The sequence below is a fragment of the Geodermatophilus sp. URMC 61 genome (assembly GCF_052931555.1).
In genome coordinates this window covers 1,144,547-1,163,808 of the sequence record NZ_JBRFHZ010000002.1, presented here as the reverse complement: position 1 = coordinate 1,163,808, position 19,262 = coordinate 1,144,547, and the positions used below count along the sequence as shown (strand labels likewise).

The following is a 19,262-nucleotide window of genomic DNA, read 5'->3' as shown; positions in this document are numbered from 1 at the left end:
GTCGACGCCGCTGGCCCTCCCCCGCAGCCCGCGACCGGCACCGACCGGAGCGCACCACTCCTACGATTCACGTCGTGCTCTCGTCGTCGGCGGACTCCGCGCACCCAGCAGCTGCGACGGGACTCGAGGTCCGGCCCTTCCGCGCCCTCACCTACCGGCAACGAGACCCCGGCCACCTGGCCCGGGTGAGCTCGCCAGCCTACGACCTGGTGACCCCGGAGGGCCGGGACCGGCTGACCGCCGCCGATCCACACAACATCGTGCGCCTCATCCTGCCCGGCGTCGCGTCCGGGCCCGACGGCGCCGACACGACCCGCCGCTCCGTCGCCGGAGCCGCCGCCACACTGCGCGACTGGGAGAGCACCGGCGTGCTGGAGCGCGACTCCGGCCCGGCGCTGTGGGTGTACACCATGCGGCCCGCGGACGGCGCCCCGGAGACGGTCGGCTGGCTGGGGGCGGTCGGGCTGCCGCCGGCCGGCTCCCGCGCCGTCCTGCCGCACGAGGACACCTTCCCCGTCGCCGTGGAGGGCCGCCGCGCCCTGCTCGCGGCCACCGCGACCGACCTGGAGCCCATCGTCCTGGCGCACGACCCACATCCCGACGTCCCAGCGCTGACCGCCCTCGCCCAGGACGGCGCGCCGACCCTCGAGGTGACCGACGCCGACGGCGTCCGGCACGCCCTGTGGCGGGTCACCGACCCGGCGCTCAGGGACGCGGTCACCGCGGCACTCGCCGACACCGGCGCGGTCATCGCGGACGGTCACCACCGCTTCGCCGCCGCGCGGGCCTACGAGGCGCGCGCCATCCTCGCGCTGGTCACCCCCATGGGTCCGGGCGGGCTGAGGGTGCAGCCGATCCACCGGGTGGTGCCCGACCTGGCCCTCGACGAGGCGCTCGCCACGGCGTCGGCCGGCTTCCGGGTCACGGAGCTTTCGAGCGCCGGCAGCGCCGCGGACGTCATCGAGCGGTGGATCACCGACCCCGCCGGCTCTGGCCTGCTCGTCAGTGACGGCTCCCGCGTGGCCCGGCTGGACTCCCCGTCGGGTGAGGTGCTCGCCGCCGTCCCCGCGGAGGCGCCCGCAGCGTGGCGCGGCCTGGACGTCGTGCTGGCGCACCACGGCCTGGTGCAGCACCTGTGGGGCCGCGACGACGACCACGGGGGCGTGCTGATCGCGCACGGCCTCGAGGAGGCGCTCGACGGCGCGCGGGACCGCCGCGGCGTGGCCGTGCTGCTGCGCGCGCCCTCGCCGGCCGACGTCGCTGCCGTGGCCCGGGCGAACGCCCGCATGCCGCGGAAGTCGACGCTGTTCGTGCCCAAGCCGCGGACCGGCCTGGTGCTGCGGCCGCACGGGGACTGACCGGCCGCTCAGGCGGTGCGGGCGTCGGGGCCCGCGGACCGTGGCACCTTGTGCCCCCGTCGACAGTTGACCTCCGTGACCGACGCGGTACCGGAGGCGGTCCGCCAGAAGCGCCGCTGCAGCGCGCCCTCGACCTCGACGACGTCACCGGCCTGCCACGCCGCGATCCGCCGCTGGAGCGCACGGTCGTAGGTGATGCAGGGCAGCGCGTCCGTCGACTGGCCCCTGGCCCGCGGCTCGGGCCGGCGCACCACCAGCCGGAAGCTGACCAGCGTGTCGCCGCTGGGCAGGGTCCTGACCTCGGCGGGGGCGGACAGCCTCCCGCGGAGCACGACGACGTTCCGGTCGATCACAGCCACGCTCATGACGGCAGCCTCGCCGTCCGGTCCGCGCCGGACCAGGCTCGCCGGCGGTCTGTGGACCCATGGCGCCGGTGTGGACGACGCCGCCGTGGGTGTCGGTGGTCAGTGCTCGGCGTCGCCCTCGTCCGCGTCGGTCTCGCCGAGCAGCTCGGCGACCTCGCCCTCGACGTCCTGGTCGAAGTCGTAGGCGCCCGCGTCGATGCCGTCGCGGTCGTCCGCGTCCTCGACCGTGTCGGCCGGCGCCGCTGGCGTGGACCCGGACACCGTCGGAGGGGGCTCCTCGTCCGGAGCCGTGTCGGCCGACGGCAGCCCCTCCTCGGAGAACTCGACGTCATCCTCCGGCGTGTGGGCGGCCACCGCGGCGCGCCACTGCTCCGCGGCCTCCGCCTCGCCGACTGCCTCGAGGAGGTCGGCGTAGGCGCTCGCCACGCGCAGCACGGTGGGGTCGGTGAGGTCCACCGAGTCCGGCCGCGAGGAGCCACCCAGGGCGCCCTCCAGGACGAGCCGGGCTGCCGGCAGCTCACCGAGGTCCTGCCGTACCCCGGCCTCGACCAGGCGGAGCTCGACGGCCTCCTCGGCGTCGGGCTGCTCGGCCAGCGCCTCGCGCACCAGCCGCAGCGCCACCTCCGGGCGCCCCAGCGCCCGCTCGCAGTCGGCGAGCACCGCCCGGTATCCCTGGTCACCGCTCATCCGGCGGTAGGCCCGCAGCTCGCGGGCGGCCTCGGCGTAGTCGCCGGCGTGGTACGCGGCCACCCCCACGGCCTCCCGGACCACCGCGAGGCGCGACGCCCGGTCCCGCGCCGCCCGCGCGTGCGCCAGCGCCTCCTCGGGCTGGTCGTCCACGAGCGTGCCCGCGACGACGAGGTGTCCGGCCACCCGTTGCGCGTTGCGCGGGTCGAGGCCACGCAGCGCCGCCCGCACCGACTGGTCGAGGTCGCGCGGGTCGGCCCACTCCGGGACCTCCGGGCCCGCCGGCGCCGGCGGCGTGCGGTCCGCGCCCCGGAGCGGACGCTCGCCGCGCTCCGGACGACCGCGGCGGTCGTCGCCGGGACGGCGGTCGCGCCAGTCGCTCCGCGGCCCGCCCTCGCGGCCCTGACGGGGCTGCCACTCGCCCCGGGGCCCACCGGGACGCTGCGGACGCCCCTCGCGCCGGTCCGGAGCGGCGCCGTCGGCGCGCGCAGCGCGGGGGCGGTCCTGCCATCGAGTACGGGCACCCTGGTCCCGGTCCCCGGCCGGGCGGCGGTCCTGCCAGTCGCTGCGCTCCCCTGCCGGGCGACGGTCCTGCCAGTCGCTGCGCCCCGAGCGGTCCCGCTCCGCGCGGGCGGGACGGTCGCCCTGCGTCCGGTCCTCCTGGGGACGGCGGTCACGCCAGTCCGCGCGCCCACCGGTCGGCCGGTCGCCGTGGGGACGGCGGTCCTGCCAGTCCGCGCGCCCACCGGTCGGCCGGTCACCGGGGGAACGGCGGTCCTGCCACTCACGACGAGGGCCACCGACTCCTGAGCCGCCGTCCCGCTGCGGACGGCGGTCCCGCCAGTCCGACCGTCCGGACCCCTCCGGCCGACCGCCCTCGCCCTGGGGACGACGCTGCGCCCGGTCGCCCTCGGGACGGCGCTCCTGCCATCCGCCACGGCTGTCCTCGGACCGGCCGCCGGCGGGCCGACGCCCCTGCCAGGACCCCCCGCCGCGACCGGCCGCGTCTGCGCGGGGGCCGGCGCTCCGGCCCTGCGTTCGGCCCTGTCCAGCGCCGCCTCGGCCTCCTCGGGGTCCCTGCCCGCCGGTCCCCCCGGCGCCTCGTCGCGGTGAAGTCATGACCGTCTCCGTACCTCGAGAGTGGCGGCAGCACGCGCAGTGCTGCGAGAAGTGTGTGAAGAGGTGCTGCAAGGAGTGTGGAGACGACAGAACGGGGGCCAGAGCACCTGGCTCTGACCCCCGTTCTGGAATGGTTGTCCGGCGGTGTCCTACTCTCCCACCCCGTTCCCGGGGCAGTACCATCGGCGCTGAGAGGCTTAGCTTCCGGGTTCGGAATGGGACCGGGCGTTTCCCTCTCGCCATGACCGCCGAAACACTGTGAACGTGTACCAGCCCGCCGGGGGTTGGTGCGTTCAGAACCGCACAGTGGACGCGTACACGCTTTGTCTTGCCACCGCCCCCGGGTGGAGGGTGGTGTGGTCGTGTGGTCAAGCCCTCGGCCTGTTAGTACCGGTCAGCTCCAACACCTCGCGGTGCTTCCACCTCCGGCCTATCAACCCGCTGGTCTGGGCGGGGGCCTTACCCGGTTGCTCCCGGTGAGAGACCTCATCTTGAAGCGAGCTTCCCGCTTAGATGCTTTCAGCGGTTATCCCTGCCGAACGTAGCCAACCAGCCGTGCACCTGGCGGTACAACTGGCACACCAGAGGTTCGTCCGTCCCGGTCCTCTCGTACTAGGGACAGCTCTTCGCAAGTCTCTTACGCGCACGGCGGATAGGGACCGAACTGTCTCACGACGTTCTAAACCCAGCTCGCGTACCGCTTTAATGGGCGAACAGCCCAACCCTTGGGACCTACTCCAGCCCCAGGATGCGACGAGCCGACATCGAGGTGCCAAACCATCCCGTCGATATGGACTCTTGGGGAAGATCAGCCTGTTATCCCCGGGGTACCTTTTATCCGTTGAGCGACACCGCTTCCACATGCCGGTGCCGGGTCACTAGTCCCAGCTTTCGCTCCTGCTCGACCCGTCGGTCTCACAGTCAAGCTCCCTTGTGCACTTGCACTCGCCACCTGATTGCCAACCAGGCTGAGGGAACCTTTGGGCGCCTCCGTTACCCTTTGGGAGGCAACCGCCCCAGTTAAACTACCCACCTGACACTGTTCCTGATCCGGATCACGGACCCAGGTTAGACATCCAATTCGACCAGAGTGGTATTTCAACGGCGACTCCACGGACACTGGCGTGCCCGCTTCACGGTCTCCCACCTATCCTACACAAGCCGAACCGAACACCAATATCAAGCTGTAGTGAAGGTCCCGGGGTCTTTCCGTCCTGCCGCGCGTAACGAGCATCTTTACTCGTAGTGCAATTTCGCCGAGCCTGTGGTTGAGACAGCTGAGAAGTCGTTACGCCATTCGTGCAGGTCGGAACTTACCCGACAAGGAATTTCGCTACCTTAGGATGGTTATAGTTACCACCGCCGTTTACTGGCGCTTGAGTTCTGAGCTTCGCCCCGAAGAGCTAACCCGTCCCCTTAACGTTCCAGCACCGGGCAGGCGTCAGTCCGTATACCTCGTCTTACGACTTCGCACGGACCTGTGTTTTTAGTAAACAGTCGCTTCTCACTGGTCTCTGCGGCCCCCCACCGCTGCCCCGCGCGAGGCGGTTCACAGCAGAGGGCCCCCCTTCTCCCGAAGTTACGGGGGCATTTTGCCGAGTTCCTTAACCACAGTTCGCTCGATCGCCTCGGTATTCTCTACCCGACCACCTGAGTTGGTTTGGGGTACGGGCCGCTCGGAACTCGCTAGAGGCTTTTCTCGGCAGCATAGGATCATCCCATTCACCGCAATCGGCTATGCGTCAGGCCTCACCCTGTCTGCGCCACGGATTTGCCTATGGCGCGGGCCACACCCTTGCACCGGTACCACCACTCACCGGTAGGACTACCTTCCTGCGTCACCCCATCGCTTGCCTACTACCAGGTCGGATCCCGCGCTCGACCGCGTTGGTCACAAGTGACCGCGGCGGCGTCGGGCGGTTAGCATCGCTGGGTTCGGCATGGGCGCTCCTTCGCGGGTACGGGAATATCAACCCGTTGTCCATCGACTACGCCTGTCGGCCTCGCCTTAGGTCCCGACTCACCCTGGGCGGATTAGCCTGGCCCAGGAACCCTTGGTCTTCCGGCGGGGGAGGTTCTCACTCCCCTCTCGCTACTCATGCCTGCATTCTCACTCGCGTGGCGTCCACGGCTGGATTCCTCCGCCGCTTCGCCCGCCACACGACGCTCCCCTACCCACCTCCACCCCTGGCCGGCGCCCCGAAAGGCGACGACGGGGATACGTGGAAGTGCCACGGCTTCGGCGGTGTGCTTGAGCCCCGCTACATTGTCGGCGCGGAACCACTTGACCAGTGAGCTATTACGCACTCTTTCAAGGATGGCTGCTTCTAAGCCAACCTCCTGGTTGTCTCTGCGATCCCACATCCTTTTCCACTTAGCACACGCTTAGGGGCCTTAGCCGATGATCTGGGCTGTTTCCCTCTCGACTACGAACCTTATCGCCCGCAGTCTCACTGCCGCGCTCTCACTTACCGGCATTCGGAGTTTGGTTGACGTCAGTAACCTTGTGGGGCCCATCGGCCATCCAGTGCTCTACCTCCGGCAAGAAACACGCGACGCTGCACCTAAATGCATTTCGGGGAGAACCAGCTATCACCGAGTTTGATTGGCCTTTCACCCCTACCCACAGCTCATCCCCCAGGTTTTCAACCCTGGTGGGTTCGGTCCTCCACGCGGTCTTACCCGCGCTTCAACCTGGCCATGGGTAGATCACTCGGCTTCGGGTCTAGAGCACGCGACTGCACCGCCCTGTTCGGACTCGCTTTCGCTACGGCTACCCCTCACGGGTTAACCTCGCCACGCACCGCTAACTCGCAGGCTCATTCTTCAAAAGGCACGCAATCACCGCCGCACCCCAAGGATGCGCTTCACGGCTCTCACGGCTTGTAGGCACACGGTTTCAGGTACTATTTCACTCCCCTCCCGGGGTACTTTTCACCTTTCCCTCACGGTACTCGTCCGCTATCGGTCACCAGGGAGTATTCAGGCTTAGCGGGTGGTCCCGCCGGATTCACACCGAATTCCACGGGCTCGGTGCTACTTGGGAAACACGTCCGGGAGGTGCGGCGTTTTCGTGTACGGGGCTCTCACCCTCTGCGGCGACCCCTTCCAGAGGCCTTCCACTAACGACCACACTTGCTCACTCCCTCGTCAGCCGGCAGACTGACGCGGACGGTCCCACGACCCCGCTTCCACAACCCCTGCCGGGTCTCACATGGAAACGGTTTAGCCTCCTCCGCTTTCGCTCGCCACTACTCACGGAATCACGGTTGTTTTCTTCTCCTGTGGGTACTGAGATGTTTCACTTCCCCACGTTCCCTCCACACGCCCTATGTGTTCAGGCGCGGGTCACACCACATGACTGGTGCGGGGTTCCCCCATTCGGACATCCTCGGATCAACGCTCGGTTGGCAGCTCCCCGAGGCTTATCGCAGCCTCCTACGTCCTTCATCGGCTCCTGGTGCCCAGGCATCCACCGTGTGCCCTTAACAACTTGGCCACACAACAACAACACACCCCACCCACACCCACCGGCACCGACCGGCCCTCCCACGGGAGGACACCATCGACACCGAACCGGGTCTGCGCGGGCCTGCAATCAAAGATGCTCGCGTCCACTGTGCAGTTCTCAACGACCAACCGGCCACCATCCGGACACCGCCCCGCCGAACCCCACCCCCGGCGCCAACGCGCACGGACGATGAGTGGTACGAGGACCCGAACGGCCCCGACCGAGACAACCCACCCCCACCCCGACCCGAGCGCACGGCGCCCGACCCGACCCAGGGGTCCGCTCCCTCAGGACCCAACAGCGTGCCTACGACCGGCCCTCCCGCGGTCCGCCCCGTTCCACACGGCCCCTCCAGGGGGAACCGCCGTACTGGGAGCAGCCACCGGCTGCCGGCCGAACTGGTCAGCGTTCCACCCTCGAGCACTGCCCCGAACACCCGCGGCCCTCCGGAAGCGGAGAACCATCACGGTCCGAGCACAGCTCTGCACCACCACGCGCACGTGGCGGCCGGTGCTCCTTAGAAAGGAGGTGATCCAGCCGCACCTTCCGGTACGGCTACCTTGTTACGACTTCGTCCCAATCGCCGATCCCGCCTTCGACGGCTCCCTCCCACACGGGGTTGGGCCACCGGCTTCGGGCGTTACCGACTTTCGTGACGTGACGGGCGGTGTGTACAAGGCCCGGGAACGTATTCACCGCAGCGTTGCTGATCTGCGATTACTAGCGACTCCAACTTCATGGGGTCGAGTTGCAGACCCCAATCCGAACTGAGACCGGCTTTTTGGGATTCGCTCCACCTCGCGGTATCGCAGCCCTTTGTACCGGCCATTGTAGCATGTTTGCAGCCCTAGACATAAGGGGCATGATGATTTGACGTCATCCCCACCTTCCTCCGAGTTGACCCCGGCAGTCTCCCATGAGTCCCCACCATCACGTGCTGGCAACATGGAACGAGGGTTGCGCTCGTTGCGGGACTTAACCCAACATCTCACGACACGAGCTGACGACAACCATGCACCACCTGTGCACGACCCCGAAGGACACGACATCTCTGCCGCTTTTCCGTGCATGTCAAGCCTAGGTAAGGTTCTTCGCGTTGCATCGAATTAAGCAACATGCTCCGCCGCTTGTGCGGGCCCCCGTCAATTCCTTTGAGTTTTAGCCTTGCGGCCGTACTCCCCAGGCGGGGCGCTTAATGCGTTAGCTGCGGCACGGAGACCGTGGAATGGCCCCCACACCTAGCGCCCAACGTTTACGGCGTGGACTACCAGGGTATCTAATCCTGTTCGCTCCCCACGCTTTCGCTCCTCAGCGTCAGTTGGTGCCCAGAGACCCGCCTTCGCCACCGGTGTTCCTCCTGATATCTGCGCATTTCACCGCTACACCAGGAATTCCAGTCTCCCCTGCACCACTCGAGTCGGCCCGTATCGACTGCAGGCCCGGAGTTGAGCTCCGGGTTTTCACAGCCGACGCGACCAACCGCCTACGAGCTCTTTACGCCCAATAATTCCGGACAACGCTTGCACCCTACGTATTACCGCGGCTGCTGGCACGTAGTTGGCCGGTGCTTCTTCTGCAGGTACCGTCACCGTGAGGCTTCGTCCCTGCTGAAAGAGGTTTACAACCCGAAGGCCGTCATCCCCCACGCGGCGTCGCTGCGTCAGGCTTCCGCCCATTGCGCAATATTCCCCACTGCTGCCTCCCGTAGGAGTCTGGGCCGTGTCTCAGTCCCAGTGTGGCCGGTCACCCTCTCAGGCCGGCTACCCGTCGTCGCCTTGGTAGGCCACTACCCCACCAACAAGCTGATAGGCCGCGGGCCCATCCTCGGCCGGAAACCCTTTTCACCACCGACCATGCGGCCAGCGGTGCCCATCCGGTATTAGCCCCAATTTCTTGGAGTTATCCCAGAGCCGAGGGCAGGTTGCCCACGTGTTACTCACCCGTTCGCCACTGAACCCACCACCGAAGCGATGAGCCCCGTTCGACTTGCATGTGTTAAGCACGCCGCCAGCGTTCGTCCTGAGCCAGGATCAAACTCTCCGTAGATGCTCGAAACCCGGCCGAGAACCGAGAACCGGACGCTCTCGATCAATCTCAACCCAAAGAAACCCACAAAGGGGTTGATACTATGGCACTGACTTTCGGCACGCTGTTGAGTTCTCAAGGAGCGGACGCTCGCGACACCCGGCCGGGTGGGCCATCGATCGCGGCGGCTGTTCCACGTTACGCCGCTCTCTGTGTCCGTCAAGCGGCGGGTCCAGGACCCGCGCCCGACGCTCGGAGCGGCGGCACCCAGTACAACCGACGTCCCCCGGGTTGTGTTCCCGGGGCCCGCTCAGCTGCTGGGCAGGCGGCGCCTGGTCCGACCCGCGGGCGGTGACTAGGTCTCCGTCCCGCTCCGGTCTCGCCGGGCGCAGAGAGAAAGTTACGTGGGTGTGGTCCGGGCTGTCAAACCGGTACGAGGTGACGCCCGACACCTGTGCGGAACGGTGTCGTCACACGCCGTTCACACGGGATCAGGCGCGCTGGACGCCGGCCACCGAGCGCTTACCGCGGCGCAGCACGAGCCATCCCCCGGGCAGCCAGTCCGACTCCCCCGGCACGGCGTCGGCATCGGTGACACGCTCGTTGTTCAGGTACGCGCCGCCCTCCTTCACCGTGCGCCGGGCCTCCGAGAGGCTGCTGACGAGCCCGGTCCGCTGGAGCAGTGCGGCGACGGTCGGCGTCCCCTCGTCGACGGTGATGCTGCCAGCCTCCCGCAGGGCCGCGCCCAGGGTCTCCGGGCCGAGGGCGGTGAGGTCGTCACGGCCGAACAGCGCCCGGCCCGCGGCCTCGGCCTGGCGGAGCTCGTGCTCGCCGTGCACCAGTCGCGTCAGCTCCTCGGCCAGCGCGCGCTGCAGGGCACGCGCCGCGGGGCGTTCCTCCGACTCGGCGATCAGCGCCTCGACCTCCTCGGCCGGGCGCTCGGAGTACAGGGGCAGCCAGGCGCGGGCGTCGGCGTCGTCGGCGTTGAGCCAGAACTGGAAGAACGCGTACGGCGAGGTGAGCGCCGGGTCCAGCCAGACCGCCCCGCCCTCGGTCTTGCCGAACTTGGTGCCGTCGGACTTGGTGACCAGCGGGGTGGACAGCGCGTGCACCGTCGCACCCTCGGTCCGGCGGACGAGGTCGATGCCGGCGGTGAGGTTGCCCCACTGGTCCGAGCCGCCGGTCTGCAGCGTGACGCCGTGGCGCCGGAACAGCTCGCGGTAGTCGTTGGCCTGCAGGATCTGGTAGCTGAACTCGGTGTAGCTGATGCCGGCCTCGGAGTTCAGCCGCGCGGCGACCGCCTCCTTCGCCAGCATGCGGCCGACCCGGAAGTGCTTGCCGATGTCACGCAGGAAGTCGATGGCGGACAGCGGCGCCGTCCACTCGAGGTTGTCGACGTAGACCGGCGCCCGGAGGCCCTCCCGCTCCGCCGGCACCTCGAGGAACGGGGCGACCTGGGTGCGGATGCTGTCCACCCACCCGGCGACGGTGTCCCGGTCGTTGAGCTGGCGCTCCGCGGTGGGCCGCGGGTCGCCGATCAGACCGGTCGCCCCGCCCACCAGGACGACGGGCTGGTGCCCGGCCCGCTGGAGGGCCCGCAGCACCATGAACTGCAGCAGGTGCCCGACGTGCAGGCTGGGCGCGGTCGGGTCGAAGCCGGCGTAGTAGGTGACCGGGCCGTCGGCGAGGTGCTTGCGCAACGCCTCCTCGTCGGTGCTCTGGGCGATCAGCCCACGGCGGTGCAGCTCGTCGATCACGTCGGTCACGGGTCCATCCTCGCTGGCGCTCGTCGGCGCCGTGCCCGGGGTGCTGGGTCCTCGCGTGGCCTCGTGGGCTCGGTCACCGACTCAATCCTGCCCGGCGGTCCGGCGGCGGGGCTTCCCGCCCGGGCGGAAGGGGCTGACCGACCCGGCCCCGGTCTCCCAGAACCGCCACGGCAGCTCGGTGGCCACGCTGATCCCGATGCGCGGCCCGGCCGAGACGTCGGCCGGCGGGTCGCCCCGGTGCAGCCGCACGGGGGACGACGGGTCGAGCAGGTCGGCGTCCTTGTCCTCGGGGCCGATGGCGAGGGCCTGGGTCAGCCGGGCGGGGCCGCGGGCGAGGTCCCGGGCCGCGCGCGCGGCGGGACGGCGGGTGGCGGCGAGCTCCTCCCCCACCACGACGTCCCCGGCGCGCAGCAGCACCGCCGAGCCCTGGCCCTCCGCACCCACGACGACGTTGGCGCACCAGTGCACGCCGTAGCTGAAGTAGACGTAGAGCCGCCCCGGCGGGCCGAACATGACGGCCGCCCGCGGCGTGGGGCCGCGGTGGGAGTGCGCCGCCGGGTCGGTGCCGTCGCCGGCGTAGGCCTCGACCTCGGTCAGCCGCAGCGCGACCCGGCCGGCGGGGCGGTCGGTGACCACCCAGCAGCCGAGCAGGGTCGGCGCCACGGCGTCCGGGGGGCCGACCAGCTCGCCGGGCGTCAGCAGCGGCCCGGGTCCGAGGTCGCTCAGAGCGCCGCCGCCACGGGTGAGGCCGACGCCCAGTGCGCGTGCTCGGTCGCGAGCTGCTGCAGCGCGGCGATCTGGCCGGCGACCCGCTCCGGCGCCGTCCCCCCGCGGGCGCTGCGGGCCGCCAGCGCGCCCGGCACGGAGAGCACCGACCGCACCTCGGGGGTGAGCCGCTCGTCGATGCCGGCGAGCTGGTCGTCGTCGAGCTGGTCGAGCTCGAGACCGGCCCCCTCGCAGAAGGCGACCACCGCCCCGGAGATCTCGTGCGCCGAGCGGAACGGCACGCCCTGGCGGACCAGCCACTCCGCGACGTCGGTGGCCAACGCGAAGCCCTGCGGCGCCGCGGCCGCGAGCACCTCGGGGCGGAGCGTGAGGGTGGCGATCATCCCGGTGACCGCGGGCAGCAGCAGGAGCAGCTGCTCCATGGAGTCGAAGACCGGCTCCTTGTCCTCCTGCAGGTCCCGGTCGTAGGCCAGCGGCAGGCCCTTGAGCATGGTGAGCAGGCCGGTCAGGTTGCCGACGAACCGGCCGGACTTGCCGCGGGCCAGCTCGGCGATGTCGGGGTTCTTCTTCTGCGGCATGATCGACGACCCGGTGGCCCAGGCGTCGTCGAGCCGGGCCCAGCCGAACTCCGTCGACGTCCAGAGGACGACCTCCTCGCCCAGCCGGGAGAGGTGGACGCCGACCAGCGCGGCGGCGAAGCAGAACTCCGCGGCGAAGTCGCGGTCGCTGACGCCGTCGATCGAGTTGTCCGAGGCGCGGTCGAAGCCGAGCTCGGCGGCGACGGCGTCGGGGTCCAGCGGCAGCGACGAGCCGGCCAGCGCGCCGGAGCCGTAGGGGCTGACGGCGGTGCGGCGGTCCCAGTCGCGCAGCCGGTCGACGTCCCGGGCGATGGCGTGCGCGTGGGCCAGCAGCTGGTGGGCGATGAGCACCGGCTGGGCGTGCTGCAGGTGCGTCATGCCGGGGGCCGGCACGTCCTGGTAGCGCTCGGCCAGGCCGACCAGCGCGTACTCCAACGACGAGAGCTCGGCGACCAGCGCCCGGACGTGGTGCCGCAGGTACAGCCGCAGGTCCGTGGCGATCTGGTCGTTGCGGCTGCGGCCGGCGCGCAGCTTGCCGCCGAGCGTGCCGAGCTTCTCGGTCAGGCCGCGCTCGAGCGCCTCGTGCACGTCCTCGTCGGACTCGATCGCGACGAACGCGCCCGCCTCGACCTCGGTGGACAGCTCGTGCAGCGCGCCGAGCATCCGCTCGAGCTCGTCGTCGGTCAGCAGCCCGGCGCGGTGCAGCACGCGGGCGTGCGCCCGGGAGCCGGCCAGGTCGAAGGGCGCCAGCTTCCAGTCGAAGTGCGTGGACTTGGAGAGGGCGGCCATCGCCGGCGAGGGACCGCCGCCGAATCGGCCGCCCCACAGGCGGGTCTGCGAGGAGGGGGCGGGGGTGCCGGGTCCGGCGGCAGAGGGCACGGCGGGGGTGCCGGGTCCGGCGGCAGAGGGCACGGCGGGGGTGCCGGGTCCGGCGGCAGAGGGCACGGCGGGGGTGCCGGGTCCGGCGGCAGAGGGCACGGCGGGGGTGCCGGGTGCGGCGGCAGAGGGCACGGCGGGGGTGCCGGGTGCGGCGGCAGAGGGCACGGCGGGGTCGGCCGGGCTCACGGTGCGGGGTCCTCCAGGTCGGTCTCGGGTCCGTTCGTCGGGGCCGGGGCGCGCTCGGCCATCGCCCGCAGCCGGTCGGCGAGGGCGGCCCCGCCGTTGGGACGGCGGGAGACGACCAGCAGAGTGTCGTCCCCCGCGATCGTGCCCAGGACGTCGGGGAGGCCGACCTTGTCCAGCGCCGACGCGAGGAACTGCGCCGCACCCGGCGGCGTGCGGACGACGGCCAGGTTGGCGCTGCCCTCCGCGGAGGTCAGCAGGTCGCCCAGCAAGCGGGTGAGCCGGGCGGGCGCGGCCTGTGCGGGGCGCAGCGGGGCGTTCTCCGGCGGCAACACGTAGGACGCCGGGGCGCCGTCGGACCCGCGCAGCTTGACCGCACCGAGCTCCTCCAGGTCGCGCGACAGCGTGGCCTGGGTGACCTCGATGCCCGACTCGGCCAGCAGCGCGGCGAGCTGGGTCTGCGAGGTGACCGGCTGGGCCTCGATCAGCTCGCGGATGCGGGCCTGGCGCGCGGAGCGGGTCAGCGCCGTGGTCACCCGGATCGCTCCAGGAGCCGCGGGGGACGCGCACCCTGCGGGGCGCGACGGGCGACGTCCGGTCTCACGAGTTCTCCAGGAGCCAGATGAGCACCGCCTTCTGCGCGTGCAGCCGGTTCTCCGCCTCGTCCCACACCGCGCTCTGCGGCCCGTCGATCACGTCGGCCGCGATCTCCTTGCCCCGGTAGGCGGGCAGGCAGTGCAGGACGACGGCGTCGTCGGCGGCCCGGGCCAGCGCCGCGTCGTCCACCGCGTAGGGCAGGAAGGGCGCGACGCGGGCGTCGTACTCGCTCTCCTGGCCCATCGACACCCAGGTGTCGGTGACGAGGACGTCGGCGCCGTCGGCGGCCGCCGCGGCGTCGTCGGTCCAGCGCACCGAGCCGCCGGTCTCGGCGGCGATCTCCTCGGCGCGCTTCCCCACCGAGGGATCGGGCTGGAAGGACGCCGGGGAACCGATCCGCACGTGCATGCCGGCCGTCGCGCCGCCGAGCAGGTAGGAGTGCGCCATGTTGTTGGCGCCGTCGCCCAGGTAGCTCATGGTCAGCCCGGCGAGGGTGCCCTTGCGCTCGGCGACGGTCTGCAGGTCGGCGAGGATCTGGCAGGGGTGGAACTCGTCGGTGAGGGCGTTGACCACCGGCACCCGGCTGACCGCGGCCATGGCCCCGATGCGGTCCTGGCCGAAGGTGCGCCAGACGATCGCGGCGACCTGCCGGTCGAGCACGCGGGTGGTGTCCTCGACCGGCTCTCCGCGGCCGAGCTGGCTGGTGGCGGCGTCGATGACCAGCGGGTAGCCGCCGAGCTCGGCGACGCCGACCGAGAAGCTGACCCGGGTGCGGGTCGAGGGCTTGTCGAACAGCACGGCCACCGCCCGGGGCACGCCGTTCGCCGCCCGCAGCGGGACGGGCGCGGCCTCGGTGTGCCGGGTGCGCTTGAGCTCTGCGGCCAGGGCCAGCACCTCGGCCTGCTCGGCCGGGCTGAGGTCGTCGTCCCGGAGGAGGTGGCGGGTCACCGAGCGGTCTCCAGAGCGGCGTCGAGGGCCGCCGGCAGGGCGGCCACGAAGGCGTCGACCTGCGCGTCGGTGAGCACGAGGGACGGCGCCAGCCGCAGCACGTCCGGAGCGACGGCGTTGGTGAGGAAGCCGGCCTCCCGCAGCGCCGCCTCCAGCGCCCCGGCGACCGGCGCGGGGAGGACGACGCCGAGCAGCGCGCCCCTCCCCCGGACGCCGGAGACGCCCGGGTGACCGAGGGCCTCGATGCCCGCGGTGAACCGGTGCTCGAGCTCCTTGGCCCGCTCCAGCAACCCCTCGTCGCGGATGGTGTCGAGGACGGCCAGCGCGGCCGCGGCGGCGATCGGGTTGCCGCCGAAGGTGGACCCGTGCGAGCCGGCGGTCATCAGGTCGGCGGCCTCGCCGAAGGCCAGGGTGGCGCCGAGCGGGAGCCCGCCGCCGATCGCCTTGGCCAGGGTGACGACGTCGGGGCGCACCCCGTCGGCCTGGTGGGCGAACCAGTGCCCGGTGCGCCCGGTGCCGGTCTGCACCTCGTCGACGGCGAACAGGGCGCCGGAGGCCGCGGCGGTGTCGGCCGCGGCGGCGAGGTAGCCCGGCGGCGCCGGCTGCACGCCGCCCTCACCGAGCATCGGCTCGAGCAGCACCATCGCCGTCCGGTCGGTGACCGTGCCGGTGAGGGCGTCGGGGTCGCCGTAGGGCACGAACCGGACGCCGCCGGGCAGCGGGGCGAACGCGTCGGCCTTGCCCGGCTGCCCGGTCAGCGCGAGCGCGCCCATGGTCCGGCCGTGGAAGGAGCCCTCCGCGGTGACCACCTCGGTGCGCCCGGTGAGCCGGCTGAGCTTGAACGCGGCCTCGTTGGCCTCCGCGCCGGAGTTGCAGAAGAAGACCCGTCCCGGCCGGCCGGCCAGCTCGAGCAGCCGCTCGGCGAGGGTGACGCCGGGCTCGTGCATGGCCAGGTTGGAGACGTGGCCGAGGGTCTGTGCCTGCCGCGTGATCGCCTCGACGACCCGCGGGTGGGCGTGGCCGAGGATGGTCGTCGCGATGCCGCCGAGCAGGTCGGTGTACTCGCGGCCGTCGACGTCCCACACGGTCGCCCCCGCGCCGCGGGCGAGCGCGACCGGCGGGGTCCGGTAGTTGTTCATCATCACGGCCGCCCAGCGGGCGGCCAGCTCGGCGGTCCTCACCCGCCCTGCCTCCCTCGTCATGCCGGCTCCTCCCCGGGGACGGTGCGGGCCGGGACCACCATGGTCCCGGTGCCCTCGGACGTGAACATCTCCAGCAGCAGGGCGTGCGGGGTGCGCCCGTCGACCACGGTCGCCCGCTTCACCCCGCCCTCGACCGCCCGCAGGCAGGCGGCCATCTTCGGGACCATCCCCGAGTCGAGGGTCGGCAGGATCTCGGCGAGCTCGGCGGCGTCGATCTGCTGCACCAGGGAGTCGCGGTCCGGCCAGTCGGCGTAGAGGCCCTCGACGTCGGTGAGGACGACGAGCTTCACCGCACCGAGCGCCACCGCGACCGCCGCGGCGGCGGTGTCGGCGTTGACGTTGTGCACCACGCCGTCCCGGTCCGGGGCGACGGTGGCGATCACCGGGATGTGCCCGGACTCCAGCAGCGCCCGGACCGGGGTGGGGTCGACCCCGACGACGTCCCCGACCAGGCCGACGTCGACCTGTTCGCCGTCCACCGTGGCGAGGGTGCGCTCGGCGGTGAGCAGGCCGCCGTCCTCCCCGGACAGGTGCACGGCCATCGGGCCGTGCTGGTTGATCAACCCGACGATGTCCGGGCCGACCTGGCCGGTGAGCACCATGCGGACGACGTCGATGGTCTCGGGCGTGGTCACCCGCAGGCCGCCGCGGAACTCGCTGCGGATGCCGAGCCGACCGAGCATCTCGGTGATCTGCGGTCCACCGCCGTGGACGACGACGGGCAGGATGCCGCAGGTCCGCAGGAAGACCATGTCCTCGGCGAAGGCGCGGCGGCACTCCTCGTCGACCATCGCGTGGCCGCCGTACTTGATCACCACGACGTTGCCGTGGAACTCCTTGAGCCACGGCAGCGCCCCGGTCAGGACGGCGACCTTGCGGGCGTCGCCCTCGGGGTCGTAGGTGCGCATGACCCGGCTGGTGCCGATCCGCCTGCGGACGGCGGGCACCGCGGGCGGGGCCTCGTCGATCCGGACGTCGGGCGGGGTGGGGTCCTGGGCGGCCGGGTCGTGCACGGTCGTCACGTGCGGCTCGGGGTCGGGTGCTGCCTGGTCGCTCATGTGGAGTAGGCCGAGTTCTCGTGCACGTAGGCGATGGACAGGTCGTTGGTCCAGATCGTGGCCTGCTCGCCGCCGGCCCTCAGGTCGACGTCGATGGAGATCTGCCGGCCGGTGAGGTCGACCCCCTCGCGGGGGTCGCCGATCGCGCCGCCCCGGCAGACGGTGACGCCGTTGATCGTGACGTCGACCCGGTCGGCCTCGAAGGCGGCGTCGGTGGTGCCGATGGCCGCGAGCACCCGGCCCCAGTTGGGGTCGTTGCCGAACAGCGCGGTCTTGAGCAGGTTGTTACGGGCGCAGGCGCGGCCGGCGGTGAGCGCGTCCTCGACGCTGGCGGCGTTGCGGACGGTGATCGCGATGTCCTTGGTCGAGCCCTCGGCGTCGGACAGCAGCTGCATCGCCAGGTCGGTGCACGCCGCGGTGAGCGCCTCGGTGACCTCCTCGGCGCTCGGCGTGACACCGCTGGCGCCGTTGGCCATGACGATGACCGTGTCGTTGGTGGACAGGCAGCCGTCGGAGTCGACCCGCTCGAAGCTCACGCTGGTCGCCCGCTTCAGCGCGGTCTGCAGGGTGCCGGTGTCGACCACCGCGTCGGTGGTGAGGACGACGAGCATCGTGGCCAGGCTCGGCGCCAGCATGCCCGCGCCCTTGGCCATGCCGCCGACGGTCCAGCCGCCTCGGGCCTGCACCGTGGTCTTCGGGACGCTGTCGGTGGTCATGATCGCCAGCGCGGCGTCCTGCCCGCCGTCGTCGGACAGCTCCCCCGCCGCGGCGGTGACGCCGGCGGTCAGCTTGTCCATGGGCAGCCGGACGCCGATCAGGCCGGTGGACGCGACGGCGACGTCGATCGCCCCGAGGCCCAGCTCCGCGGCGGCGTGCTCGGCGGTGGCGTGGGTGTCCTGGAAGCCCTGCGGTCCGGTGCAGGCGTTGGCGCCGCCGGAGTTGAGGACGACGGCCCTGACCCGGCCACCGCCGAGGACCTGGCGGCTCCACTGCACCGGCGCGGCCGGGAAGCGGTTGGTGGTGAAGACCGCCGCGGCGGCGTCGTCCGGACCGTCGTTGACGACCAGGGCGACGTCCTGCGCGCCGGTGGACTTGAGGCCCGCGGCGACGCCGGCCGCCCGGAAGCCCTTCGGGGCGGTCGTCGTCACGGGGCCACCCCCACGACGGGGAGACCCGTGGTCTCGGGCAGGCCGAGAGCGAGGTTGGCGCACTGGATCGCCGCTCCCCCGGTGCCCTTGGTCAGGTTGTCGACCGCGGCGACGACGACCAGCCGGCCGGCGTCGGGGTCGACGGCCAGCTGCAGGGCGACCGTGTTCGCACCGAGCACCTGCGCCGTCGTCGGCCACTGGCCCTCGGGGAGCAGGTGCACGAACGGCTCGTCGGCGTAGGCCTTCTCGTAGGCCGCGCGGGCCGCTGCGGCGTCGGCCCCGGCCTGCAGCCTCGCCGAGCAGGTGGCGAGGATGCCCCGGCTCATCGGCACGAGGGTCGGGGTGAAGCTGACGCCCACCGGCTCGCCGGCCGCCTGCGAGAGCGTCTGCACCATCTCCGGCGTGTGCCGGTGCACGCCGCCGACGCCGTAGGCGCTGACCGATCCCATGACCTCGCTGCCGAGCAGGTGCGGCAAGGCCTTCTTCCCGGCGCCGGACGTGCCGCTGGCGGCGACCACCACGACGTCGGGCTCGACCAGGCCGGCGGCCAGCGCCGGGGCCAGGGCCAGGGTGACCGAGGTGGGGTAGCAGCCGGGGACGGCGATCCGCCGGGCACCCGCGAGCTGCTCCCGCTGGCCGGGCAGCTCGGGCAGGCCGTAGGGCCAGCTGCCGGCGTGCGCGGAGCCGTACCACCGCGCCCACGAGGCCGGGTCGTTCAGCCGGTGGTCGGCGCCGCAGTCGATGACGAGCGTGTCGTCGGACAACTGTGCGGCGATGGCGGCGGACTCCCCGTGCGGCAGGGCGAGCACCACGACGTCGTAGTCGCCGAGCGAGTCGGCGTCGCTCGGCCGGACCTCGAGGTCGGCGTAGGGCAGCAGGTGCGGCTGCAGCTCACCCAGGCGTCGGCCGGCGCTCGAGTTGGCGTGCACCCCGGCCAGCCGGAGGTCCGGGTGCCCGGCCAGCAGCCGGCACACCTCACCCCCCGCGTACCCGGTGGCGCCGGTGACCCCGACCGTCCACGTCTGCGCTCCGCTCACGATGCATGACCATACACGGCCATGCATGACTGTTCACGACGGGTCCCGGCCGCGCCGCCACGGGAGCACTCCCGC

At 71.6% G+C, this 19,262-nt stretch carries 12 protein-coding genes and 3 rRNA genes; 1 reads left to right on the top strand and 14 read right to left on the bottom strand.

Annotated elements, in window-relative coordinates; genetic code table 11:
• The first annotated feature begins 74 nt into the window (after positions 1 to 74).
• Positions 75 to 1,358, top strand: a complete 1,284-nt coding sequence (locus ACU610_RS05405) for a DUF1015 domain-containing protein (protein ID WP_446766689.1) — start codon at positions 75 to 77, stop codon at positions 1,356 to 1,358.
• Between the two features lie 8 nt (positions 1,359 to 1,366).
• On the opposite strand, the gene ACU610_RS05400 is transcribed toward ACU610_RS05405, so the two are convergent.
• The 14 genes from ACU610_RS05400 to argC form a co-directional block, all read right to left on the bottom strand.
• Entirely contained in the window at positions 1,367 to 1,723 is a 357-nt protein-coding gene (locus ACU610_RS05400) for a single-stranded DNA-binding protein (protein WP_446766688.1), read from the bottom strand.
• A 99-nt stretch (positions 1,724 to 1,822) separates the two neighbouring features.
• On the bottom strand, positions 1,823 to 2,641 hold the full coding sequence (locus ACU610_RS05395; protein WP_446766687.1) for a tetratricopeptide repeat protein: 819 nt from the start codon (positions 2,639 to 2,641) through the stop codon (positions 1,823 to 1,825).
• A gap of 1,024 nt (positions 2,642 to 3,665) precedes the next feature.
• Positions 3,666 to 3,782 (bottom strand): 5S ribosomal RNA (gene rrf / locus ACU610_RS05390).
• A gap of 111 nt (positions 3,783 to 3,893) precedes the next feature.
• Positions 3,894 to 7,028, bottom strand: a 23S ribosomal RNA gene (locus ACU610_RS05385).
• Between the two features lie 533 nt (positions 7,029 to 7,561).
• A 16S ribosomal RNA gene (locus ACU610_RS05380) occupies positions 7,562 to 9,086 on the bottom strand.
• Together the 16S, 23S and 5S rRNA genes form the textbook arrangement of a ribosomal RNA operon.
• Positions 9,087 to 9,556: 470 nt before the next feature.
• Entirely contained in the window at positions 9,557 to 10,831 is a 1,275-nt protein-coding gene (gene tyrS, locus ACU610_RS05375) for a tyrosine--tRNA ligase (RefSeq protein WP_446766686.1), read from the bottom strand.
• Positions 10,832 to 10,912: 81 nt separating this feature from the next.
• Complete coding sequence (locus ACU610_RS05370) at positions 10,913 to 11,515, bottom strand: DNA-3-methyladenine glycosylase (RefSeq protein WP_446770692.1); 603 nt, start codon at positions 11,513 to 11,515, stop codon at positions 10,913 to 10,915.
• Positions 11,516 to 11,553: 38 nt separating this feature from the next.
• On the bottom strand, positions 11,554 to 13,014 hold the full coding sequence (argH, locus tag ACU610_RS05365) for an argininosuccinate lyase (protein WP_446770691.1): 1,461 nt from the start codon (positions 13,012 to 13,014) through the stop codon (positions 11,554 to 11,556).
• A gap of 182 nt (positions 13,015 to 13,196) precedes the next feature.
• Positions 13,197 to 13,733, bottom strand: a complete 537-nt coding sequence (locus ACU610_RS05360) for an arginine repressor (protein WP_446766685.1) — start codon at positions 13,731 to 13,733, stop codon at positions 13,197 to 13,199.
• A gap of 64 nt (positions 13,734 to 13,797) precedes the next feature.
• Entirely contained in the window at positions 13,798 to 14,742 is a 945-nt protein-coding gene (gene argF, locus ACU610_RS05355; RefSeq protein ID WP_446766684.1) for an ornithine carbamoyltransferase, read from the bottom strand.
• Positions 14,739 to 15,944, bottom strand: coding sequence for an acetylornithine transaminase (locus tag ACU610_RS05350; RefSeq protein WP_446766683.1), 1,206 nt, complete (start codon positions 15,942 to 15,944; stop codon positions 14,739 to 14,741). Before ACU610_RS05350 ends, argF begins: the two co-directional genes overlap by 4 nt.
• Entirely contained in the window at positions 15,941 to 17,002 is a 1,062-nt protein-coding gene (gene argB / locus ACU610_RS05345) for an acetylglutamate kinase (RefSeq protein WP_446766682.1), read from the bottom strand. The genes ACU610_RS05350 and argB overlap by 4 nt, the downstream gene beginning before the upstream one ends.
• Complete coding sequence (argJ, locus tag ACU610_RS05340) at positions 16,999 to 18,150, bottom strand: bifunctional glutamate N-acetyltransferase/amino-acid acetyltransferase ArgJ (RefSeq protein WP_446766681.1); 1,152 nt, start codon at positions 18,148 to 18,150, stop codon at positions 16,999 to 17,001. Before argJ ends, argB begins: the two co-directional genes overlap by 4 nt.
• Positions 18,147 to 19,187: an N-acetyl-gamma-glutamyl-phosphate reductase gene (gene argC / locus ACU610_RS05335; RefSeq protein WP_446766680.1), complete on the bottom strand. Its 1,041-nt coding sequence runs from the start codon at positions 19,185 to 19,187 to the stop codon at positions 18,147 to 18,149. The genes argJ and argC overlap by 4 nt, the downstream gene beginning before the upstream one ends.
• Positions 19,188 to 19,262: the final 75 nt, after the last annotated feature.